This window comes from Deinococcus pimensis DSM 21231, assembly GCF_000519345.1.
In the GTDB taxonomy this organism is placed as follows: Bacteria; Deinococcota; Deinococci; order Deinococcales; family Deinococcaceae; genus Deinococcus_A; species Deinococcus_A pimensis.
In genome coordinates, this window is the sequence record NZ_KI912636.1 from 91,635 (window position 1) to 112,670 (window position 21,036).

At 69.7% G+C, this 21,036-nt stretch carries 27 protein-coding genes and 1 tRNA gene; 14 read left to right on the plus strand and 14 right to left on the minus strand.

Translation table 11 applies throughout. The features are described 5' to 3' along the window. The 6 genes from DEIPI_RS41290 to DEIPI_RS0108350 form a co-directional block, all read left to right on the plus strand. On the plus strand, window positions 1–854 hold an 854-nt coding region (locus tag DEIPI_RS41290), incomplete at its 5' end, for a PHP domain-containing protein (RefSeq protein ID WP_045233920.1). Between the two features lie 158 nt (window positions 855–1,012). Then, the gene (locus DEIPI_RS0108330) at window positions 1,013–2,173 is read left to right on the plus strand and encodes an ABC transporter substrate-binding protein (RefSeq protein ID WP_027481472.1); all 1,161 of its coding nucleotides are present in this window, start codon (window positions 1,013–1,015) and stop codon (window positions 2,171–2,173) included. Between the two features lie 147 nt (window positions 2,174–2,320). Then, entirely contained in the window at window positions 2,321–3,295 is a 975-nt protein-coding gene (locus DEIPI_RS0108335; protein ID WP_027481473.1) for a branched-chain amino acid ABC transporter permease, read from the plus strand. Window positions 3,296–3,299: 4 nt separating this feature from the next. Further along, a complete protein-coding gene (locus DEIPI_RS0108340) occupies window positions 3,300–4,214 on the plus strand; it encodes a branched-chain amino acid ABC transporter permease (protein ID WP_027481474.1) in 915 nt (304 codons plus the stop codon). Further along, the gene (locus DEIPI_RS0108345; protein WP_027481475.1) at window positions 4,211–4,996 is read left to right on the plus strand and encodes an ABC transporter ATP-binding protein; all 786 of its coding nucleotides are present in this window, start codon (window positions 4,211–4,213) and stop codon (window positions 4,994–4,996) included. Before DEIPI_RS0108340 ends, DEIPI_RS0108345 begins: the two co-directional genes overlap by 4 nt. Next, window positions 4,993–5,706, plus strand: a complete 714-nt coding sequence (locus DEIPI_RS0108350) for an ABC transporter ATP-binding protein (RefSeq protein ID WP_027481476.1) — start codon at window positions 4,993–4,995, stop codon at window positions 5,704–5,706. The genes DEIPI_RS0108345 and DEIPI_RS0108350 overlap by 4 nt, the downstream gene beginning before the upstream one ends. Before the next feature lie 323 nt (window positions 5,707–6,029). On the opposite strand, the gene DEIPI_RS37565 is transcribed toward DEIPI_RS0108350, so the two are convergent. The 8 genes from DEIPI_RS37565 to DEIPI_RS0108390 all read right to left on the minus strand — a co-directional run bounded on the left by DEIPI_RS37565 (window position 6,030) and on the right by DEIPI_RS0108390 (window position 12,529). Next, window positions 6,030–6,872, minus strand: a complete 843-nt coding sequence (locus DEIPI_RS37565; protein ID WP_211238267.1) for a CAP domain-containing protein — start codon at window positions 6,870–6,872, stop codon at window positions 6,030–6,032. A gap of 182 nt (window positions 6,873–7,054) precedes the next feature. After that, window positions 7,055–8,155, minus strand: a complete 1,101-nt coding sequence (locus DEIPI_RS0108360; RefSeq protein ID WP_027481478.1) for a bifunctional 3-deoxy-7-phosphoheptulonate synthase/chorismate mutase — start codon at window positions 8,153–8,155, stop codon at window positions 7,055–7,057. A 157-nt stretch (window positions 8,156–8,312) separates the two neighbouring features. Beyond that, complete coding sequence (gene tatC, locus DEIPI_RS0108365) at window positions 8,313–9,077, minus strand: twin-arginine translocase subunit TatC (protein ID WP_027481479.1); 765 nt, start codon at window positions 9,075–9,077, stop codon at window positions 8,313–8,315. A gap of 9 nt (window positions 9,078–9,086) precedes the next feature. Next, window positions 9,087–9,257, minus strand: a complete 171-nt coding sequence (gene tatA / locus DEIPI_RS0108370; RefSeq protein ID WP_027481480.1) for a twin-arginine translocase TatA/TatE family subunit — start codon at window positions 9,255–9,257, stop codon at window positions 9,087–9,089. A 142-nt stretch (window positions 9,258–9,399) separates the two neighbouring features. After that, entirely contained in the window at window positions 9,400–10,797 is a 1,398-nt protein-coding gene (glmU, locus tag DEIPI_RS0108375; protein WP_045233943.1) for a bifunctional UDP-N-acetylglucosamine diphosphorylase/glucosamine-1-phosphate N-acetyltransferase GlmU, read from the minus strand. A gap of 58 nt (window positions 10,798–10,855) precedes the next feature. Next, complete coding sequence (lgt, locus tag DEIPI_RS0108380; protein ID WP_027481482.1) at window positions 10,856–11,764, minus strand: prolipoprotein diacylglyceryl transferase; 909 nt, start codon at window positions 11,762–11,764, stop codon at window positions 10,856–10,858. Between the two features lie 49 nt (window positions 11,765–11,813). Continuing rightward, window positions 11,814–12,053: a glutaredoxin family protein gene (locus tag DEIPI_RS0108385; RefSeq protein ID WP_027481483.1), complete on the minus strand. Its 240-nt coding sequence runs from the start codon at window positions 12,051–12,053 to the stop codon at window positions 11,814–11,816. Beyond that, on the minus strand, window positions 12,050–12,529 hold the full coding sequence (locus tag DEIPI_RS0108390; protein WP_342667504.1) for a DUF456 domain-containing protein: 480 nt from the start codon (window positions 12,527–12,529) through the stop codon (window positions 12,050–12,052). Before DEIPI_RS0108390 ends, DEIPI_RS0108385 begins: the two co-directional genes overlap by 4 nt. Window positions 12,530–12,607: 78 nt before the next feature. On the opposite strand from DEIPI_RS0108390, the gene DEIPI_RS0108395 reads away from it, so the two are divergent. The 3 genes from DEIPI_RS0108395 to DEIPI_RS0108405 all read left to right on the plus strand — a co-directional run bounded on the left by DEIPI_RS0108395 (window position 12,608) and on the right by DEIPI_RS0108405 (window position 15,406). Beyond that, window positions 12,608–13,789: a thiolase family protein gene (locus tag DEIPI_RS0108395; RefSeq protein WP_027481485.1), complete on the plus strand. Its 1,182-nt coding sequence runs from the start codon at window positions 12,608–12,610 to the stop codon at window positions 13,787–13,789. A 56-nt stretch (window positions 13,790–13,845) separates the two neighbouring features. Further along, window positions 13,846–14,013 carry a hypothetical protein gene (locus DEIPI_RS37570; protein ID WP_157463552.1) on the plus strand — a complete coding sequence of 56 codons (168 nt, stop codon included), beginning with the start codon at window positions 13,846–13,848 and terminating at the stop codon, window positions 14,011–14,013. Between the two features lie 547 nt (window positions 14,014–14,560). After that, the gene (locus DEIPI_RS0108405) at window positions 14,561–15,406 is read left to right on the plus strand and encodes a 3-hydroxyacyl-CoA dehydrogenase family protein (protein ID WP_027481486.1); all 846 of its coding nucleotides are present in this window, start codon (window positions 14,561–14,563) and stop codon (window positions 15,404–15,406) included. Between the two features lie 183 nt (window positions 15,407–15,589). On the opposite strand, the gene DEIPI_RS0108410 is transcribed toward DEIPI_RS0108405, so the two are convergent. Further along, on the minus strand, window positions 15,590–15,778 hold the full coding sequence (locus tag DEIPI_RS0108410) for a hypothetical protein (RefSeq protein WP_027481487.1): 189 nt from the start codon (window positions 15,776–15,778) through the stop codon (window positions 15,590–15,592). Between the two features lie 116 nt (window positions 15,779–15,894). Between DEIPI_RS0108410 and ffh the strand changes: the two genes are divergently transcribed. The 3 genes from ffh to DEIPI_RS0108425 all read left to right on the plus strand — a co-directional run bounded on the left by ffh (window position 15,895) and on the right by DEIPI_RS0108425 (window position 17,885). Then, window positions 15,895–17,241 carry a signal recognition particle protein gene (gene ffh, locus DEIPI_RS0108415; protein WP_027481488.1) on the plus strand — a complete coding sequence of 449 codons (1,347 nt, stop codon included), beginning with the start codon at window positions 15,895–15,897 and terminating at the stop codon, window positions 17,239–17,241. Window positions 17,242–17,297: 56 nt separating this feature from the next. Beyond that, a tRNA-Lys gene (locus DEIPI_RS0108420) sits at window positions 17,298–17,373 on the plus strand. Window positions 17,374–17,447: 74 nt separating this feature from the next. After that, complete coding sequence (locus DEIPI_RS0108425; protein ID WP_027481489.1) at window positions 17,448–17,885, plus strand: VOC family protein; 438 nt, start codon at window positions 17,448–17,450, stop codon at window positions 17,883–17,885. Window positions 17,886–17,913: 28 nt separating this feature from the next. Here DEIPI_RS0108425 and DEIPI_RS0108430 read toward each other — a convergent pair whose 3' ends face one another. Both DEIPI_RS0108430 and DEIPI_RS0108435 read right to left on the minus strand, forming a co-directional pair. Further along, window positions 17,914–18,435, minus strand: coding sequence for a universal stress protein (locus DEIPI_RS0108430; RefSeq protein WP_027481490.1), 522 nt, complete (start codon window positions 18,433–18,435; stop codon window positions 17,914–17,916). A 117-nt stretch (window positions 18,436–18,552) separates the two neighbouring features. Continuing rightward, complete coding sequence (locus tag DEIPI_RS0108435) at window positions 18,553–18,840, minus strand: hypothetical protein (RefSeq protein WP_027481491.1); 288 nt, start codon at window positions 18,838–18,840, stop codon at window positions 18,553–18,555. Window positions 18,841–19,233: 393 nt separating this feature from the next. On the opposite strand from DEIPI_RS0108435, the gene DEIPI_RS29660 reads away from it, so the two are divergent. Further along, window positions 19,234–19,446 carry a hypothetical protein gene (locus DEIPI_RS29660; RefSeq protein WP_157463553.1) on the plus strand — a complete coding sequence of 71 codons (213 nt, stop codon included), beginning with the start codon at window positions 19,234–19,236 and terminating at the stop codon, window positions 19,444–19,446. Window positions 19,447–19,453: 7 nt separating this feature from the next. Here DEIPI_RS29660 and DEIPI_RS0108445 read toward each other — a convergent pair whose 3' ends face one another. Beyond that, window positions 19,454–20,011: a nuclease A inhibitor family protein gene (locus DEIPI_RS0108445; RefSeq protein WP_027481492.1), complete on the minus strand. Its 558-nt coding sequence runs from the start codon at window positions 20,009–20,011 to the stop codon at window positions 19,454–19,456. A 182-nt stretch (window positions 20,012–20,193) separates the two neighbouring features. Between DEIPI_RS0108445 and DEIPI_RS0108450 the strand changes: the two genes are divergently transcribed. After that, window positions 20,194–20,424, plus strand: a complete 231-nt coding sequence (locus DEIPI_RS0108450; RefSeq protein WP_027481493.1) for a hypothetical protein — start codon at window positions 20,194–20,196, stop codon at window positions 20,422–20,424. Here the strand turns inward: DEIPI_RS0108450 and DEIPI_RS0108455 are convergent. Both DEIPI_RS0108455 and DEIPI_RS0108460 read right to left on the minus strand, forming a co-directional pair. Continuing rightward, window positions 20,402–20,602, minus strand: a complete 201-nt coding sequence (locus tag DEIPI_RS0108455; protein WP_045233923.1) for a hypothetical protein — start codon at window positions 20,600–20,602, stop codon at window positions 20,402–20,404. The genes DEIPI_RS0108450 and DEIPI_RS0108455 overlap by 23 nt on opposite strands. A 61-nt stretch (window positions 20,603–20,663) precedes the next feature. After that, window positions 20,664–20,867 carry a hypothetical protein gene (locus DEIPI_RS0108460; protein ID WP_027481495.1) on the minus strand — a complete coding sequence of 68 codons (204 nt, stop codon included), beginning with the start codon at window positions 20,865–20,867 and terminating at the stop codon, window positions 20,664–20,666. Window positions 20,868–21,036 lie beyond the last annotated feature (169 nt).

A 21,036-nucleotide genomic window follows, 5' to 3' on the forward strand; every position in this document is an offset into this window, starting at 1 on the left:
CCCCGACCGAGGCGGACGTGGCGGCGGCGCTCGGCCTGCCGCTCGTGCCCGCCCCCTACCGCGAGGCGGAGCACCTCGCGCGCGGCACCGAGGACCTCCCGCCAGAAGACGAGCTCGTGACCGTGGGCGACATCCGGGGGATGCTGCACGTGCACTCCCTGTGGTCCGACGGCACCGCCACCGTCCGCGAGATGACCGAGGAGGCCCTGCGGCTCGGGCACGCCTACCTCGGGACGGGCGACCACTCGCGGCTCGCGGCGTACGCGAACGGCATGAGCGTCGAGCGGCTCCTCGCGCACGTGCGGGAGGTGCGCGAGCTGCGCGCGGCGGGCCTGCCGGTCCTCGCGGGCGCCGAGGTGGACATCCTGGAGGACGGCGCGCTCGACTACCCCGACGACGTCCTCGCGGAGCTCGACTACGTCGTCGCGAGCGTCCACAGCCACTTCAACCTCGACGCGGCCCGTCAGACCGAACGGCTCGTGCGGGCCGTCACGCATCCTCTGATCACGATCCTGGGGCACCCCACGGGCCGTCTGATGCTGCGCCGCCCGCCCTACGCCCTCGACCTCGACGCGGTGCTGGAAGCGGCGAGCGGCGCGGGCACCGTCGTGGAGATCAACGCGAACGCGTACCGACTCGACCTCGACTGGCGTGTCGCGCTGCGCTGGCGCGACCGACTGCGGTTCGCCATCGATACGGACGCGCACGTCCTCGCGGGTCTGCGCGACACGCGCTTCGGCGTGCTGGTGGCGCGCAAGGCGGGCCTCACGCCCGCGCACGTGGTGAACTGCCTCTCCCTGGAGGACTTCGAGGCGTTCGTGAAGCGGCAGCGTGAGGCCCGCCGGGGCGCCTGAGCGTATCCTGAGACACCATGAAGGGCCGGGCGTCACGGGAGCCGCGAGGCGGACCCGTGGCGCTCTCGCTTGACTTTCGTTCGGTCGGCGACCATATTGAGCCAAATACCCAATCCGGTACGTCGAGGAGTCGCGGTTCGCGCCTCCGGGAGGAACGCATGAAGCGAGCTTTGCTGGTGTCGTTGTCGTTGGGCCTCATGTCCGCCGCCGTGGCGCAGAAGGTCGAGGCCCCCATCACGATCGGCGTCGCCGTCGCTCAGACGAGCAACGTCGCGCTGCTCGGGCAGGAGCAGGTGATCGGCGCGCGTCTCGCCGAGAAGTTCTTCAACGCGACGGGCGGCATCAACGGCACGCCCTTCAAGCTGGTCTTCCAGGACACCGGCGGTGACGAGGCCGGAACCATCAACGCGTTCCAGAACCTCATCAACAAGGACCGCGTCGTCGGCATCGTCGGGCCGACCCTGTCACAGCAGGCCTTCAGCGCCGACCCCATCGCGGACCGCGCGAAGGTGCCCGTCCTGGGGCCCAGCAACACCGCCAAGGGCATCCCGCAGATCGGCGACTTCATCGCCCGCGTCAGCGCGCCCGTCGCGGTCGTCGCGCCGAACGCCGTGAAGCAGGCGCTCAAGCTCGACCCGAAGATCAAGAAGGTCGCGGTGCTCTACGCGCAGAACGACGCCTTCAGCGTCTCGGAGACCGGCACCTTCCAGGAGACCGCCAAGGCGCAGGGCCTCTCGGTCAGCACCGTCCAGAAGTTCCAGACGACCGACACCGACTTCACCACGCAGGTCACGGCGGTCCTCGGGGCGGACGTGGACCTCGTGATCATCTCGGGCCTCGCGGCGGACGGCGGCAACCTCGTCAAGCAGCTGCGTCAGCTCGGTTACAAGGGCCTGATCATCGGCGGCAACGGCCTGAACACCAGCAACCTCTTCCCCGTCTGCGGGCGGGACTGCGACGGCATCCTCATCGCGCAGGCGTACAGCCCGGCGCTCGCGGGCAGCGTGAACCAGCTGTTCGTGAAGGAGTACCGCAACCAGTACAAGAAGGACCCGCCGCAGTTCGCCGCGCAGGCCTACACGGGCGTGCAGGTCATGGTGGAGGCCCTGCGCAAGATCGACAAGAAGAAGAAGCTCGACACGTGGAACCTCGCGGACCTGCGCGTGGAGCTCAACAAGCAGATCCTCGCGGGCAAGTACAAGACGCCCCTCGGTGACGTCAGCTTCGACAGGGAAGGCGAGGTCAACCAGAAGGACTTCTACGTCGCGCAGATCAAGATGAAGGACGCCAAGAACGGCACGTTCGTGTTCCTGAAGTAGGCGGTCAGTGGTCAGCGATCAGCCGTCAGTGTCACGACTGACGGCTGAACGCCGACCTGCTTGGTACGCCCACCCATCGAGCCCTTCACCCTGTCCTGCCGACCGCTGACCGCTGACGGCGGACAGCTCCGAAAGGAGCTCCCTTCCTTGGAACTGACGCAGTTCATCCAGAACGTCCTCAACGGCGTGTCCATCGGCAGCGTGTACGCCATCTTCGCGCTGGGCTACACGCTCATCTTCTCCATCCTCGGCATCATCAACTTCGCGCACGGCGCGGTCTTCACGCTCGGCGCGTACTTCACGTACACCCTCGCGGTGGGTCAGTTCGGCATCAACGGCCTGCTGAAGAACGTCGACCTCTTCCCGAACGGCTCCCCGCTCGGGAGCAGCGTGCCCGGCTTCGTGCTCGCGCTCCTCATCGGGTCGGTCCTCGCGGGTCTCGTGGGCGTCGTCATCGAACGCCTCGCGTTCCGGCCCCTCCGGTCGCGCGGCGCGGATCCCCTGCTGGCGCTCGTGTCGAGCCTCGGCGTGGCGCTCGTGCTGGTCAACCTCATCCAGTACCTCGTCGGCGCGGAGATCTACTCCTTCCCGGCGGACGTGTACGGCAACCTCAAGCCCGCGCTGGTCCTGCACGTCGGGGAGAAGCTCGTCGTGATCCGCACCGTGCAGATCATCATCTTCGTCGTGAGCATGATCATGCTGATCATCCTCGGCTACCTCATCAGCCGCACGAAGATCGGCAAGGCGCTGCGCGCCGTCGCGGAGAACCCGGGCACGTCCAGCCTCCTCGGCATCAGCGTGGACCGCTACGTCCTCTACACGTTCTTCCTGTCGGGCTTCCTCGGCGGGCTCGCCGGGACGCTCGTCGCGACGAGCTTCGGCATCGCCGGACCCTACTTCGGCGTGACGTACGGCCTCAAGGGCCTCGCGGTGATCGTGCTCGGCGGGCTCGGCAGCATCCCCGGCGCGGTCGTGGGCGGCATCGTCATCGGCCTCGCGGAGGCCTTCGTGCCCGCCGAGTACAGCGCCTACAAGGAAGCGGTGGCGTTCGCGCTGCTGTTCGTGATCCTCCTCGTCCGCCCGCAGGGTCTGCTGGGCCGCGCGCTCGTGCAGAAGGTCTGACCTCATGGACTTCCTCCAGAACTACGGCTTCCTCATCGTCACGATGATCCAGCAGGGCCTGCTGGGCCTCAGCCTGTACTTCCCCCTCATGGCGGGACAGCTGAGCCTCGCGAGCCCCGGCTTCTACGCGCTCGGCGGGTACATCGCCGCGATCATGGGCACCAACGCCGCCTTCGCGCCCCTGCGCGAGTCGCTCGGAAGCTGGATCTTCCCGCTGGAGTGGCTCGTCGCGGGCGTCGCGAGCGCCGCGCTCGGCCTGATCGTCGGCGTGCCCGCGCTGCGGCTGCGCGGCATCTACCTCGCGCTCGCCACGATCGCGTTCGTGGAGATCCTGCGCGTCGTGGCGCTCAACCTGTCCGTCACGGGCGGCGCGGTCGGCCTGTTCGGCGTGCCGCAGCCCTTCGGCTTCGTGGACCGCTGGCAGTACGTGTGGATCTTCGGGCCCCTGCTCGTGCTGGTGCTGCTCTTCACGGCGCGGCTGGAGCGTTCCCGCGTGGGCCGCGCCTTCCGCTCCCTGCGTGAGGACGAGCTCGCCGCGGACGCGATGGGCGTCCCCCCCACCCGCTACAAGGTGATGGCCTTCGTGATCGGCGCGGTCCTCGCCGGGATCGTCGGCGCGATGAGCGCGCCCTTCCTCAACACCTGGAACGCCCGCCAGGGCACCTTCGACGCGTCCATCGCGTACCTCGCCTACGTCCTGATCGGCGGGAGCCGCAACATGTGGGGGCCCGTGCTGGGCGGCGCGCTCCTCGCGGCCCTGCCGGAGGTGCTGCGTCCCCTGCAGGACTGGCGCCTCATCATCAACGGGCTCGTGCTGGTCGTCGCGAGCCTGTACCTCCCCCAGGGCCTCGTGGGACTCTTCCGCAGGCGCCGCGCCGCGCCCCTCGCGCGGCCCGCCACGCAGGAGGTGGCGAAGTGAGCGCGCCCGCCCCCTCCCCCGCCCGCGAGCCCGTGCTGCGCGCCGAGGGCCTCACGCGGCGCTTCGGCGGCCTCGTCGCGGTCGGCGACGTGTCCTTCGACGTCATGCCCGGCGAGATCTTCGGCCTGATCGGCCCGAACGGCGCGGGCAAGACCACCCTGTTCAACCTCATGACGGGCCTCACGCCGCCCTCCTCGGGCCGACTGCGCTTCGAAGGCCGCGACGTCACCGGCCTCGCGCCGCACCGCATCGCCACGCTCGGCCTGGGCCGCACCTTCCAGAACATCCGCCTCTTCCGCGGCCTGAGCGCCCTCGAGAACGTCAAGATCGCTCAGCACGCCCGCACCCGCGCCGGGCTCCTCGCGGGCGTCCTCGGCGGCGCGCGCGAGGAGGAACGGCAGGTGGAGGCCCGCGCCTGGGACCTGCTCGACCTCGTCGGGCTCGCGAACCGCGCGGGCGAGGACGCCGGGAACTTCAGCTACGGCGACCAGCGCCGTCTGGAGATCGCGCGGGCCCTCGCGCTCGACCCGAAGGTGCTCCTCCTCGACGAGCCCGCCGCCGGAATGAACAGCGCCGAGAAGCACGGCCTGACCGAGTTCATCCGCGACGTCCGCGCCCGCTTCGACCTCACCGTGATGGTCATCGAGCACCACGTGCCGCTCGTGATGAACCTCTGCGACCGCATCGCCGTGCTGAACTTCGGCCAGCTCATCGCCATGGGCGACCCGGCCAGCGTGCAGCGCGACCCGAAGGTCATCGAGGCCTACCTGGGGGCCGAATGACGGCGCTCCTGGAGATCGACCACCTCAGCGTCAACTACGGCGCGATCCAGGCCGTGCGTGACCTCAGCCTGCGCGTCGAGGAGGGCGAGGTCGTCACGCTCATCGGCGCGAACGGCGCGGGCAAGACCACCACCCTGCGCGCCGTGTCTCGCCTCCTGCGACCCCGCGAGGGCAGCGTGCGCTTCGCGGGCCGCGACGTCACCCGCGCCGCGCCCGACGAGGTCGTGCGGCTCGGCATCGCCCAGAGCCCCGAGGGACGGCAGGTGCTCGCGCGGCAGAGCGTCGAGGACAACCTCGAACTCGGCGCGTACGTGCGCGGCGACCGCGCGGGCGTCCAGGACGACATCAGGCGCATGTACGAACGCTTCCCGAGGCTCGGTGAGCGCCGCCATCAGCTCGCCGGGACGCTCTCCGGCGGGGAGCAGCAGATGCTCGCCATCGCCCGCGCCCTCATGAGCCGCCCCAAGCTGCTGCTGCTCGACGAGCCCAGCCTGGGCCTCGCGCCCATCATCGTGCTGGAGATCTTCAACATCATCCGCGAACTCAACGAGCAGGGCGTCACGATCCTGCTCGTCGAGCAGAACGCGAAGCTCGCCATGAACAGCAGCCACCGCACGTACGTCCTCGAAGCGGGACAGGTGACGTTCTCCGGCGCGTCCGCCGAGCTCGTCAGCGACGAACGCGTCCTCAAGGCCTACCTCGGCGGGTAGGGAACGAGACGAGGCGGCCCGACCGGAATTCCGGTCGGGCCGCCTGCCTGCTCAAGCCTGGGGCATCGACGTGTCTCTACACGCTGGGGAGTGGCCGTCCGCGTTTGGCGTCGTACGCTCTGCCCTCGTACGGACCGGAGCGGTCCGGTCCTTCTGCCTGGGGCGTCGACGTGTCTCTACACTCATAGCGGGGACGGCCCCTCGCTTTTGCCTGGGGCGGTGACGCGTCTCTACACGCTGGGGAGTGGCCGTCCGCGTTTTGGCTGCGTACGCTCGGGGACGGCCCCTCGCTTTTGCCTGGGGCGGTGACGCGTCTCTACAACTTATTTAGCCCCGAAGTCCTGCGTCCAGTAGTACCCGTAGCTCCCACCCTGATAGAAGCCCACCCCGAGGTCCCGGAAGCGCGGATTCATGATGTTGGCGCAGTGGCCGGGGCTCTGCAGCCAGCCCGCCACGACCTGCTCGGGCGTGGTCTGGCCCGCCGCGATGTTCTCGCCCGCCGTGGTCCAGCCGGTGTAGCCCGCGTTCGTCATGCGCTGGAAGGGGCTGAGGCCGTCGGGGTTGGTGTGGCTGAAGAAGTTCCGGACCGCCATGTCCCTGCTGTGGTTGTAGGCGGCGGCGCGCAGGTTCGCGTTGTACGCGAGCGGCGTGGTGGCGGCGAAGGACTGCGTGCCGCAGGTGCGGGCCTGGGCGCGGGCCTGGTTGGTGAGCTCCAGGACGCGCTGCTCGAAGGTGCTCGCGCCCGTCGAGGGCGCCGGGGCGGGCGCGGGAGCGGGCGTCGGCGTGGTGGTCGTGGTGCCGGTGACGGTCACGGCGTAGTCGAGGAAGGAGGCGGGGTTGCTGCGCAGGGCCACGCGGACGGTCGCGGAGCCCGGGGAGACGCCGCGCACGAGGCCGTTCGCGTCGACCGTGGCGTTGGCGGTGTTGCTGCTCGTCCACGTGACGTCGGCGGACGTGGCGACGCGGCCGCCGACGTACACCGTGAGCTGCTTGGCCTGCCCCACCGTGAGGGACACGGGGTAGGCGGCGAGGGCGTCCACGCCGGGGCCGAAGCTGAGGCGCTCCTGGGCGGGCGCGGTCGTCGTGGTGTCGGTGGCGGGCGTCTGGCCGCAGGCGCCGAGGAGCAGCGCGCCGCCGACGAGCAGGGGAAGAAGCTTGGAGATCACGCGCCGAGAGTATTGGGATTCCCCCAAGGTGAGGTGAAGCTCGCTTGAGAAGCGCCCGGATCGGTTCTCACGCATATCCTCATGGTGCACGCCCCGTTCTCACAGCACCGTACTTTTTTCGTCAGGAATGAAGGGGGGCCGGACGACACGTCGCCCGGCCCCACGATCCTCGCCTGCCGCGTTCAGCGGGCCGACTCGACCTCGCGTTCGGGGCGGCGCAGCAGGGGCTCGATGGCGGCGTTGAAGGCGTCGAAGCCGCGGAAGTCGAGCTGCTGCTCGTTGTCGCTGAGGGCCGTGGCGGGGTTGGGGTGGACCTCCACGTGAATGCCGTCGGCGCCCACGGCGAGCGCGGCGCGCGCGAGCGGGATGAGCAGGTCGCGGCGTCCGGCGGCGTGCGTGACGTCCACGATGACGGGGAGGTGCGTCTCCTGCTTCGCGACGGCGACGGCGCTGAGGTCGAGGGTGTTGCGGGTCCACTTCTCGTAGGTGCGGATGCCGCGCTCGCAGAGGATGACGTCGGGGTTGCCCTCGCTGAGGATGTACTCGGCGGCGTACAGCCACTCCTCCATCGTGGCGGCGAGGCCGCGCTTGAGCAGCACGGGCTTGCGGGCGCGGCCCACCTCGCGCAGCAGGGCGAAGTTGTGCATGTTGCGCGCGCCCACCTGCAGGATGTCCGCGTGCTCCGCGACGACCTCCACGTCACGGGTGTCCATGACCTCCGTGACGAACTTCATGCCGTACTCGCGCGCGACGCGGCTGCCGAGCACGAGGCCGTCCACGCCCATGCCCTGGAAACCGTAGGGGCTGGTGCGGGGCTTGTACGCGCCGCCGCGCAGGATCTTCACGCCGCGCTCGGAGAGGAAGCGGGCGGTGGCGTCCATCTGCTCCTCCGACTCGATGGAGCACGGGCCCGCGACGAGCACCTGCGGGGCGTCCCCGCCGACGCGCACGCCGCCGAGGTCGAGGACGGTGTCCGAGGGCTGCACCTTGCGCGACACGAGCAGCTGCTTCTTGTCGTTGCTCTCCTCCAGGTCGAGGCTGGCGCGGAAGATCTCGGTGAAGATCTTCTTGACGGTGGCGTTCGAGAAGGGCCCCGCGTTGAGGGATTCGAGCTCGCGCAGCTGCTTCTCCTCGCGGACGGGGTCGTAGTGGGAGGCGCTCTTGCCCTCCTGCGTCTTCACGTGGCCGATCTCGGCGGCGAGGGCGGCGCGGCGGTTGAGCAGCACCAGCAGGTCGCGGTTGATGACGTCGATCTCGCTGCGGAGTTCCTCGATGCTCTTCATTGGCACAGTCTAGGAAAAATCGCACCTCATGTTGCACATTCGTTTAGACAGGTACGCAAGAAGTGAAAACCGAATTCGCAAGCCAACAGGACGCCCAGCGGCGCAAAACGAGCGGAGGCGACGGTTTCGTTTCCGTCGCCTCCTTCGATGAGAGGTGCTACTCGTGCGCCAGTCGGTCCTGCTCGCGCGGCGCCGCGAACCTCGACACGATGATCCCGAGCTCGTAGAGCAGGTAGATCGGCACGGCCACCAGCATCAGGTTGAAGGGGTCCGTGGTGGGCGTGATGACCGCCGCCACCACGAGGATGACGATCACGGCGAACTTGCGGACCCGCGCGAGCATCACGTGGTTCACCACGCCGATCTTCGTGAGGACCAGCGACAGCACCGGCAGCTCGAAGATCAGCCCGAACGCGACGAGCAGCGTCACCACCTGAGCCACGTACGACGCGATCGGGTAGAAGCCCGCCACGATCCCCCCGAGGAAGTCCACGAGGAACTGGAACATCGGCGGGAGCAGCACGAGGTACCCGAAGGTCGCGCCCACCACGAACGACAGGCCCGCCCCCACCACGAACGGGGCCGCCCAGCGCCGCTCGTGCGGATAGAGGCCCGGCGCGACGAACAGCCACACCTGATGCAGGATGAACGGCAGGGCCAGCGCGAAGCCCGCCCAGAACGCCAGCGTGAAGCTCATCATCAGCTGGTCGGTGATGTTCTGCGACACCAGCTGCAGCTTGCCGCTCTGGAAGAGCTGCGTGTCCGTCAGGGGCCGCTTGAGCAGGTCGAGCAGCTGCGTCCGGTACGTCCAGCCGACGCCCGCGCCCACCGCGAGGTACCCGAGCGAGATGACGATGCGGGTCCGCAGCTCCTCCAGGTGCTCCAGGAGGGGCGCGGTGTCGGCGGTCTTGGCCCTGGCCACGGCCCTGCCTCAGCCCTGCTCGTCGCGACGCTCGCGCGGGGCGCCCGCGTTCTCGTCACGGACGCCGTCCTTGAACTCACGGACGCCGCGGCCGATGCCGCGGCCCAGCTCGGGAAGCTTGCGCGCGCCGAAGATCAGCACGACGAACAGAACGATCAGCAGAATTTCGATGGGTCCCATGTGGTCCTCCGTGGTGTTGTACGGCGTCTCCTGCGAGGTGGATGTTCACCGTTCCTTCGGGAAGCGGAGGCCACGCCGCGCACCCCCAAAGGATAATCCCCGGGGCAGCGGTCAACTGTCCCCGGGGAACCGTGAACAGGGCCTACTCCTTCGCGACGTCCTGCCGGGACTCCACCCAGGAGGTCAGGAAGACGTTGCGGCCCCGCAGGCGGTCCGTGACGCGGCGCCAGTTGCGCAGGGACCAGCCCTCCACGTTGCGCTGACGGCCGCGCGCCACCGCGAGCGCGCCCTCGGGCACGTCCTCGTGGACGGTGCTGCCCGCCGCGACGTACGCGGCGTCCCCGAGGCGGCGCGGCGCGATGAGGGTGCTGTTCGAGCCGACGAACACGCCCCGCCCGATGTCGGTGCGGTGCTTGTCCACGCCGTCGTAGTTCGCGGTGATGGTGCCCGCGCCGATGTTGCTGTCCTCGCCGACGCGGGCGTCCCCGAGGTACGCGAGGTGCCCGGCCTTCACGCCGCGCTCCAGCGTGGAGTTCTTGACCTCCACGAAGTTGCCCACGTGCACGTCCTCCCCGAGGACCGCGCCCGAACGCAGCCGCGCGAAGGGCCCGACGTGGCTGCCGCGCCCCACGACGGCCTGCTCCAGCACGGAGTGCGGGCGGACCTCGGCGTCCTCGCCGATCTCGCTGTCCACGACGACGCTGTACGCCCCGACGAGCGCGCCGCGCCCCACGCGGGTGCGGCCCCGCAGGATCGCGCCGGGCTCCACGAGGGTGTCCTGCCCGAGCTCCACGGTGTCCTCGATGGAGGTGGTGGCGGGATCGAGCAGCGTGACGCCCGCGCGCATGAAGGCCTCGTTGAGGCGCAGCCGCATGATCCGCTCGGCCTGCGCGAGCTGCACGCGGTCGTTGGCGCCCATCACCTCGTCGGGATCGGAGAGGCGGAAGGCGTCCACGCGCGCGCCCGCCTCGCGGTAGAGCGCGAGGAGGTCCGTGAGGTAGTACTCGCCCGCGGCGTTGTCGGCCGTGATGCGCTCCGCGAGGGCGGGCGCGCGGTGATCCATGAGGTACACGCCGGAGTTGAACTCGCGGACGCGCCGCTCCTCGGGCGAGGCGGCCTTCTCCTCGACGATGCGGGCGACGCCGCCGTCCGCGTCCCGCAGGATGCGTCCGTAGCCGGTCGCGTCGGGCAGTTCGCCCGTCAGGATCGTGAAGGCCGAGCCCTTGGCGCGGTGGTCGGCGAGCATGTCGCGCAGCGTGCCGAGCGTGAGGAGCGGCGTGTCGCCGTACAACACCAGCACGTCCCCGTCGCCGCGCAGGACGCGGGCGCCCACGAGGAACGCGTGCCCGGTGCCGAGCTGACGGTCCTGCCGGGCGAAGCGCACGCCCTCCCCGGCGAGCGTGGCCTCCACCCGGTCCGCGCCGTGGCCGGTGACGACGACGACGTCGCGCGCGCCGAGCTCACGGGCGCGTTTCACGGCCCAGCCCACCATGGGGCGGCCCATGACGGGGTGCAGCACCTTCGGAAGGGCGGAGCGCATGCGGGTGCCCTGTCCGGCGGCGAGGACGACGACGTCCAGGGGACGGGCGGGAACGGCTTCAGACGCGTTGCTTGCGGGGGTGGTCACGTTGGGGCTCCGGCGTGTACTGAACGTCCGGCGCGCGGCGCAGCCGGATCAGGAAGTAGATGGAGATGAGGACGAGCGGGATGGACGCGAGCTGCGTCTCGGTGAACAGCCCGATGCCGGGCGCGTTCGGGCCCTCGGAGAGGTACACCTTCCACGTCAGGGGGTTGAGACGGAACGTCTCCTCACCGATCGAGCGGAGCAGAGAGTACCACAGCCAGAACTGCCAGAAGGCCCAGCCGGGCTTGCGCGAACGCAGCCAGAAGACGGACGCGATCACGATGGCGATGCCGATGAACACGCCGTAGAGCTGCGTGAAGTGGACGGGCGCGGTCATGACGCCGTTCTGGCAGTACTCCGCGAGGTTGAGCGGCACGGCGCGGTTGCACATCGCGTCGTGGAAGCCGCGCGCCGAGGCGGGCCAGTGATACCCGATGGGCCAGCCCGTGACGCGCCCGACGGTGTCGCTGCCGTTCATGATGTTGCCGATGCGTCCGCCGATGATGCCGAGGCCGACGCCCGGGACCATCAGTTCGGCGTAGCGGTAGAAGTTCACCTTGTAGCGCCGGGCGTAGTACACCAGCACGAGGATGCCCGCGACGAGGCCGCCGTGGATGCTGATGCCGCCCTGACGGATGTTGATGTAGTCCAGCAGGCTCGCGCCCTGGAAGTTCTGCGGGGACGTCAGGACGAACACGATGCGGGCGCCGACGACGCCCCACACGACCGCCCAGAACATCATGTCGCTCAGGAGGTCGGCGTCGAGGCCGCGCTGGCGGGCGAGGCGGGTGGCGATCCACGCGCCGACGAGGATGCCGGCGGTGATGAGCAGGCCGTACCACGCGACGGTGAACGAGCCGATCTGAAAAGCTACGGGGTCCATGTCGTCTCAGTGTACCCGGCACGATCAGGCCGCGATGAAGGACGCGCGGTCAACGCGGGCCGTCCAGACCCAGTTTCGCGGTGACGCGGGCGCGGCCGAACACGCCCTTGAGGAGCACCTCCCCGCCCCGGGTGAGGACGGGCACGTCCCAGCCGTAGAGGCGTTCGAGTTCCGCGTCGCCGCCCACGGCGACGCGCTCGTAGGGCACGCCGAGCTCCCCGAGGACGCGCTCGGCGTCCTCGCAGAGGTGGCAGCCGTCGCGGGAGTACAGCACGTACCCTGCGCTCACGACGCCACCCCGAGCCGCCACAGCACCAGCAGGCCCATCAGGACGTGCAGGACGAACTTCGCGGCGATGCCCGTCAGGAGGCCCACCAGCGTGCCGAAGGCGGAACGCACGGCGTCGGGGAGGGCTCGGCGCACGAAGACGACCTCCGCGAGGAGGGCGCCCGCGAAGGGTCCGACGAGCAGGCCGAAGGGGATGAAGAGCCCGGCGAGCCCACCGAGGATCGCGCCCCACATGGCGGCCTTCGAACCGCCGAACTTCCGGGCGCCCCAGCCGCCCGCGAGGTTGTCGACGAGGCTCGCGGCGACCGCGACGAGGCCGAGCCCGACGAGCCACGGCCACGAGAGGGCGGAGAAGCCTTCGAGGTAGCCCGCGAGGAGCGCCCCGGCGAAGATGACGAAGGTGGCGGGCACGACCGGCACGAAGGTGCCGACGAGCCCCACGATCCACAGGGCGACGAACACGAGGGTGACCATCATCCTGTCCCTACGCGGCGGGGAGGCGTGGGGTTGCACACGTCACCAAACGAGCGTTAGTCCAGCTGCTATCCTGGCGCCATGCCCAAGCCCGTCATCGTCGCGGCGTCACGTACGCCGACCGGAAAGTTCCTCGGAAGCCTCGCGCCCGTCAGGGCCACGGAGCTCGGCACCCTCACCCTGCGCGCCACGCTGGAGCGCGCGGGCGTGGACGCCGCCCTCGTGGAGGACGTCGTGATGGGTCAGGTCGTGCAGGCCGGAAGCGGCCAGAACCCCGCCCGTCAGGCCGCGCTGCGCGCCGGTCTGCCCTCCTCCGTCGGGGCGCTCACCGTCAACCGCGTGTGCGGCTCGGGCCTGCAGGCCGTCATCCTCGGCGCGCAGGCCGTCCGCGCGGGCGACCACGAGGTCGTCATGGCGGGCGGCATGGAGAGCATGAGCAACAGTCCCTACCTGCTCCCGCAGGCCAGAAGCGGCTACCGCATGGGCAACGCGCAGGTCGTGGACGCCAACACGCACGACGGCCTGTGGTGCTCCATCAACGACGAGGGCATGGGCCTCACCGGGGAACGCGTCGCCGAGAAGTACGGCATCAATCGCGAGGAGCAGGACGCGTACGCGCTGCGCAGTCACCAGCGCGCCGTCGCCGCCATGGAGGCGGGCCGCTTCCGGGACGAGATCGTCCCCGTGGAGATCGCGGGCCGCAAGGGCAGCGTCACCGTCACGGACGACGAGGGCCCTCGCCGCGACAGCACCCTGGAGGCGCTCGGGAAACTGAAGCCCGCCTTCCGCGAGGGCGGCAGCGTCACGGCGGGCAACGCGCCCGGCCTCAACGACGGCGCCGCGAGCCTCCTGATCATGTCCGACGAGCGGGCGAGCGCGCTGGGCCTCACGCCGATGGCGGAGATCGTGGCGAGCGCGTCGAGCGGCCTCGACCCCGAGTGGGTCATGATGACGCCCGTGCCCGCCGTGGGCGCGCTGATGAAGAAGCTCGGCATGAACGTGGGCGACGTGGACCTGTGGGAGCTCAACGAGGCCTTCAGCGTGCAGAGCCTCGCCGTGATGGGCGAGCTCGGCCTCGACGACGCGCGGGTGAACGTGAACGGCGGCGCGGTGGCGCTCGGTCATCCCATCGGCGCGAGCGGCGCGCGCATCCTCGTGACGCTCCTGCACGCCCTGCGGCAGCAGGACCGGGAGACGGGCGTTGCGACCCTGTGCATGGGCGGCGGCAACGGCCTCGCGTTGATGGTGAAGCGGCTGAGCTGAGGCCGACTTCCCGAACGGCGGTCCTCCATTCAGACGGGTGGAGTACCGTCTTTTTCGTGGAGGACGAACGAACCGAGGAGGACGAACGAACCGAGGAGGCCGAACGGCTGGTCCAAGAGTACGTTGAGGAGTTCAGGGCGTGGCACGAGTCCCCGGAGCGCGACGAGTGGGACGCGACGCTCACTGACGGGCTGGAGGAGCAGTATTTCGTCGTGGCAGGTTAGATTTCCACTGCATTTCAAATTGAGCAGGATAAGCTAAGGGCGTCCAGTCAACTCTGGGCATCAAAACAACCAACTCTGCATGATATGAATAAATCAATTTCCGCGTTAGTTTGTCTTGCAATTTTAATGCACCCGCTAAGTGCATTGGCCAAAGTGGTGAAGAGATCATTCAGCTCACCACCACTCCTCGGAGCAACGTTGAATGCCGAGATGAACCTTGGGGCAAAACACGAATCACTCCCAAACACCTACAAAGGGTTCATTTCCGGAGGCAAGTGTGGCCGACGCAAAGCCCTTTTTCTAAAGGATGGCCGCCAAGTCAAAGTATGGGTATCCGGACCAACGCTGGCTCGGTGTCAAGGCAATCCTCCTGGATTGGGCGGCATTGACAACATCGAAACCAACAACAGGAACATAGGCTCATTCGACTACTAACGTCGTGAACCGGTCGGAGGTGGCTCTACGCCGCCTCCGCCTTTGTTTGCTCGTTCGCCCCCGACCTCCCACCTAACACTCGTTCGTCCTTTCGCGGTAAGCTCGTGCCGTCATGAGATTCGGTGTGATCGGAGCAGGTCAGATGGGCGCGGGCATCGCGCAGGTGGCGGCGCAGGCCGAGTTCGACGTGGTGCTGCACGACGTGGAGCAGCGTTTCGTGGAGCGCGGGCGCGCCACGATCTCCGGGAGTCTCGCGAAGCTCCACGAGAAGGGCCGCCTCACGGGCACGCCCGAGGAGGTCATGGGCCGCGTGCGCTTCACGACGGACCTGGCGGACTTCGCGGACCGGGACCTCGTCGTGGAGGCCATCGTGGAGAACGAGGGCGTCAAGAGCGACCTCTTCCGCCGCCTCGGGGAGATCGTGCAGCCCGGCGGGGTGCTCGCGAGCAACACGAGCAGCATTCCCATCACGAGCCTGGGGGCGGCCTCCGGCAGGCCGGAGAAGTTCATCGGGATGCACTTCATGAACCCGGTGCCCCTGATGCAGCTCGTGGAGGTCATCCGCGGGTACAGCACGAGCGACGAGACGGCGCGGACGGTGCTGGAGGCGGCGCGGCGGATGGGCAAGACGCCGCTGGAGTGCAACGACTTCCCGGGCTTCGTGTCGAACCGCGTGCTGATGCCCATGATCAACGAGGCGATCCAGTGCGTGATGGAGGGTGTCGCGACGCCCGAGGCGATCGACGGGATCATGAAGATGGGCATGAATCACCCCATGGGCCCGCTGACCCTGGCGGACTTCATCGGGCTCGACACCTGCCTCGCGATCATGGAGGTGCTGCACCGCGGCCTCGGCGACGACAAGTACCGCCCGTCTCCCCTGCTGCGCAAGATGGTGCAGGCGGGCCTGCTGGGCCGCAAGAGCGGACGCGGGTTCTACGAGTACCAGAGCAAGTAGAGACGCGTGAACGGTCAAGGCGAGAGGACCGGGCCGCCCCGGTCCGTACGGCGCCAGAGCAAGTAGAGACGCGTGAACGGTCAAGGCGAGAGGACCGGGCCGCCCCGGTCCGTACGGCGCCAGAGCAAGTCGTGAGCGGTCAGCCGTCAGTCCATACACTGACGGCTGACCGCTGAAGGCTGCTCAGTAGTTCGCGGGCGGCAGCATGACGCCCGAGCCGGTCCCGCCGGGCGTGACGCGCAGCAGCGGGAAGGCGAGGGTGCCGCCCGTGTCGGCGCGGTTCTGGCGGTGCTGGCCGAGCGCGAGGAGGGCCATGGCCAGGACGACGACGACCACGGCCAGGAGGGCGGGGCGGGACGCGACGCGGTTCATAAGCAAAGAGTAAAGGCTGTGTGAAGGTTCGTGGTGAGAGGGCCGTCCCCTGCGCTCACGGGCTCATTGTTCCCCTCTCGCGGTGCGCGCGGGAGCGCCGTGCTACCCTCCTGGTAATGTTCGAAGCCCTCGGAAACCGACTCCAGGACATCCTCGACAACCTCCGCAAGAGCAGCAAGCTCACCGAGCCGCAGGTGAAGGCCGCCATGCGCGAGATCCGCATGGCCCTCCTCGAAGCGGACGTGAACTTCGGCGTCGCGAAGGACTTCGTGGCGCGCGTCAGCGAGAAGGCCGTCGGTCAGGACGTCCTCGGCAGCCTCCAGCCCGGCCAGCAGGTCGTGAAGGTCGTCCACGACGAGCTCATCGAAACGCTCGGCGGCAAGGCGCACCAGCCCACCCTCAAGACGGACGGCAACGTCTGGTTCCTCGTGGGTCTGCAGGGCGCGGGCAAGACCACCACGGCGGGCAAGCTCGCCAACCTCTACAAGAGCAAGGGCCGCCGCGTGCTGCTCGTCGCGGCCGACACGCAACGCCCCGCCGCGCGCGAGCAGCTGCGCACCCTCGGTCAGCAGGTCGGCGTGCCCGTCCTGGAGGTCGCGGACAACGAGCCGCCCGAGACGACCCGCGAGCGCGTGAAGGAGTTCCTCCAGAAGGACTACCGCGACCTCGTCATCGTGGACACCGCCGGACGCCTCCAGATCGACGAGGCCCTCATGGACCAGCTCGCCGACCTGCGCGGCGTCATGGAGCCCACCGAGACGATGCTCGTCGTGGACGCCATGACCGGTCAGGAGGCCCTCAACGTCGCGAAGACCTTCGACGAGCGCATCGGCCTCTCGGGCCTCGTGATCACCAAGATGGACGGTGACGCGCGCGGCGGCGCCTCCCTCTCGGCGCGCTTCGTGACGGGCAAACCCATCTACTTCGCGGGCGTCAGCGAGAAGCTCGTGGGGCTGGAACCCTTCTACCCGGACCGCGTGGCGGGCCGCATCCTCGGCATGGGCGACGTGCTCAGCCTCATCGAGCGCGCCCAGCAGGCCGACATCGAGGCGACCCTCCCGAAGAAGCCCGGCGAGTTCGACCTCGAGGACCTCCTCAACCAGCTGCGTCAGATCCGCAAGATGGGTCCGCTCGGGGACCTGCTCAAGATGATTCCCGGCATGAGCCGCGCGCTGCCGCCCGAGTTCAACGTCGACGAGAAGCAGATCCAGAAGATCGACGCGATGATCAGCAGCATGACGCTCAAGGAGCGCCGGACGCCCAAGATCATCGACGGGCAGCGTCGCAAGCGCATCGCGCGGGGCGCGGGCGTCACCGTGCAGGAAATCAACCGCCTCCTGAAGATGCACGAGCAGATGAAGGAGATGATGAAGGTCCTGCAGAAGATGGGCATGGGCGGCGGCAAGGGCGGCAAGATGCCGCGCATGCCCTTCGGCCCCGGCGGCATGCCCCCCAAGGCCTGAAGACCGGGCGGGCCGCGTTGACGGACGCGGCCCGCTTCCCTATACTGCTACGCGCTGGGTCGTTAGCTCAGTTGGTAGAGCAGCTGACTTTTAATCAGCGGGTCGTTGGTTCGAGCCCAACACGACCCACCAGCAAGGAACCCCGTCTCCGGACGGGGTTCCTTCCTTTCTCGACCGGAGCCGACGTCACCTCATAGGATGGGCGCATGGCGGTCAGACGGATGGACAACGTGGGCATCGTCGTCGACGACCTCGACGCGACGATCGCGTTCTTTCACGACCTCGGCCTCGACCTCGAGGGGCGGGCCACGGTGGAGGGAGAATGGGCCGGACGCGTCACCGGGCTGGGCGATCAGCGCGTCGAGATCGCGATGATGCGCACGCCGGACGGGCACGGCAGGCTCGAACTCTCGCGCTTTCTCACGCCGCCGCCCGTCTCGGACCATCGGGGCGCGCCGGTGAACGCGCTGGGCTACCTGCGCGTCATGTTCGCCGTGGACGACCTCGACGGCACGCTCGAAAGGCTCGGCGCGCACGGCGCGCGGCTCGTGGGCGAGGTCGTCCGGTACGGGAACACGTATCGGCTCTGCTACGTCCGTGGACCCGGCGGGCTGCTCATCGGCCTCGCCGAGGAGCTCGGGTGAAGGTGCGGGCGTCCGACGGTCTGCCCGGTCAGTCGCTCGCGACGGCCTCGGCGGTCAGGCCGCTCAGGCCCACGGCGTGCCGCAGGGGCGCGCGGGTGCTGTCCTGCGGCACGCGGGTGGGCAGGGCCGGTCCGACGAGCATCACGGGCAGGTGCGTGCAGCGCAGGAGCCGCTGACCGAAGCCGGGCCGCAGGCGTGGCTGGGCGTCGGAGCCGACGACGACGAGGTCCGCGCCGAGCTCGCGTGAGGCGTCCGCGACGGCGGCGGTGACGTCCGGGTCCGGGGAGGTCCGCAGGTCGTACGTGACGGCAGGATCGTGGAGGTCACGGCGGAGCTCCGCGAGGAACCAGTCGGCCCTGAGCCACGCCTCGCGTTCGGCGCGGGCGGTGTCCGCGCCGAGGGCGCGCGTGAGCGGCGCGGCGGGTGGTGGGGGCAGCACGTGCAGCAGCGTGAGGCGGGCGCCGAGCTGACGGGCGAGCGTGTGCGCTTCGAGCGCGACGACGTGACCCTGGGTGCCGGGCGCGACGGCAGCGAGAACGTGACGGATCACGGCAGGTCCTCCTCCTGGTCGGTGCGGAGCGCGGGGGCGCTTTCTTTTGAAATACGGCAGGGCGGCGCCCGGTGTCAAGAGCGGTCCCGACACCCCGCGGAGGACGTCCGGGAAGGTTCAGATCCCGCCGGTGAGGAACTCCAGGGCGGTGTCGCGGTACGTGAGGCGTCCGTCCTCGCTGGTCGGCACGAGGTCACAGGTGGCGACGGCGTGCGTCCGCGCGGGGTCGTCCTCGCGGGCCCGGATGGTGACGGTGAGCGTCCCGTTGCCCTTGGGGAGGGCGGTGACGTCGAAGTCGTCGAGGTCGGCGCGGGCGTGCGCGTCGCCGAGCAGGCGGTCGCGGAGTTCGGGCAGGTGACGGGTCAGGACGTCACGTGCGGACGCTTCGAGGTGGGTCGTGGCCATGCGCGCAGTGTGTGCGCCGGGTGTGCGAGGGACGTGGAAGCGGCCTTCAGGCGGCTTCGGGCTCCGGTCAGGGGGCGTTCATGACGAGGACGCCGCCCCTGGGGGCGGCGTCCTGTCGGTGGTGCAGGTGTCCGGGCTCGCACCGGTCCGCGGCTGTGATCCTGCTCGTGCGCCCGTCTTTTTCGTCGAGGTGGGCGCCTCCCTCGTTGCAGATTCTGCTGGTGCCTCTCTGCAGGCACAATCGAGAATTATAGGTGAAAGCGGAGAGAGCAATGTGGAAAACGAACACTTTTGATGAGGCGGCCCAGCATGAAGCCCTGTTGGGAGGAGGGTCGGGCCGTCCTCAGGGACGGAGCGCAGGGTGAGGGCACGTCGACGAAGGGGAGGAACGACATGACCGACCGTGACAGCAGCAACGAGGCCGAGGCGATGCAGGACGCGTACGCGGAACGCCAGCGGCACGAGCGGGAGAGCGGCAGGACCAGCGCGGGCGGGGCGGGCAGCACCGGCACCCCCGGCAACGACGAGACGGGCGCGGAGGGCGCCGGGCGCGGCGGGGGCGGCGCCGTCACCGATCGGGACGACACGGCCAGCCTGCCGGACTGAACCTCCTTCAGGTCTCCACGGCGAGGGTGCGCAACCCCGTGACGCCCGCCTCGTTCACGCCGAGCACGACGACGTGCCACTCGGCGGGCGAGGCGAGCGCGTCACGGACGCGGTAGACGCGCACGTCCGTGTACCAGCGGCGGAAGGTGCGGCGCAGCTGCTCGTGGCGCCGGGCGACGCGCACGCTCGCGGGATCGGCGGGGTCGGCGTTGCGGACGAGCCGCGCGAACCAGGCGTCGGCGTCGAGCGCGTGGGCCTCGACACCCGGACCCGTGAAGCCCAGCCGGGCCGCGACGGCGGCGGCGTCCGGCAGGGCGCTTGCGGGCCCGAGGTCCGTCCACGTCCACGGGGCGTCCGTCTCGGAGGGGTAGAGCAGGCCGCGCGAGGACGCGAGAAGTGCCGCGCGCACGCGGGCGGTGCCGGGCCGGGTCTTCTCGACCCCCGCGAGGACGGCCACGTCCGTGGACGCGGGCGCTTCGGCGCCGAGGGTGCCGCACCCGGCGAGCAGCAGGGCGAGCGCGGCAGCGACGAGGGAACGGGCGAGTGGACGCAGGGGTTCGTACATGGGACCTCCCGGGCGGTGAACGGCCGCCCGGGCGTCAGGATAGGGACGCCCCCCGCAGGCACGGCCGGGTTGTCCAGGCAGGACGTGGAGACGTCCTTCATGACGGTCCGCTGCGCTCACGCTGAGCGAATCGCGTGCAAGCTCATGCGGGGCTCGGCTAGAAGGAAGGCAGGAGGTGCGCGATGTCAGACCCGAATTCCCAGCGCAGCAAGACCCAGCAGCCCGGCGAGCAGCGTCCCGTCCAGCGCGGCGTGAACTGGGGCGCCGTGATCGGCTGGATCTTCGCGATCGCCGTGGCGCTCTACGTGCTCGGCATCGTCCTGGGCAACAACGACCGGGGCGAGAACGACACGTCCGCCGTCCGCGCGCCCGTCGTGATCGCGGCGGGCTTCACCCTCGCGGACGGCGGGTGAAGGTCCAGAGCTGCCACACGTTCCAGATGAACAGCAGCGCGCACAGGCCGAACAGCATCCAGTCGTTCTGCGCGCCGGACCTCAGGGCCCGGCGCGACGCGTCGATCGCGAGGACGCCCCAGAGGATGGCGAGGATCGTGACGAGCCACACGCGCCACGCGGGAATGTCGGGTCTCACGAGCTCACCTTGCCACACGTGGCGCGGCGCGAGCGTCGCTCAGGTGACGCTTGGGGAGCGCTCAGCCTCCGCGGCCCTCGCGCGGGGCGGAACGGGCCCAGCGGAAGGCGCGGACGGCGTCCACCACGAACCACACGGCGAGCGCGAGCACGAGCACGGCGGCGATGACGTAGTCGGCGCGGTAGAGCGCCACGGCGATCACGGCGGCGATCACGGCGGCGGCGACGCTGAGCCGCGCGACGGTCAGGGAGGGAAGGCGCCTCACGCGGCGCTCCTGAAGTGGGGACGGGATGCGGTCTGCACGCTTCCACGTTACCGTGCGGGCGCCCGCACCGGATGGGCGTCCTCACGAAGGGGGCCGGGGTGACGGGCTTCGCGGACCGCGAGGCGGGCGGGCGGCGCCTCGCGGAGCTCCTCGCGCACCTCGCGGGGCA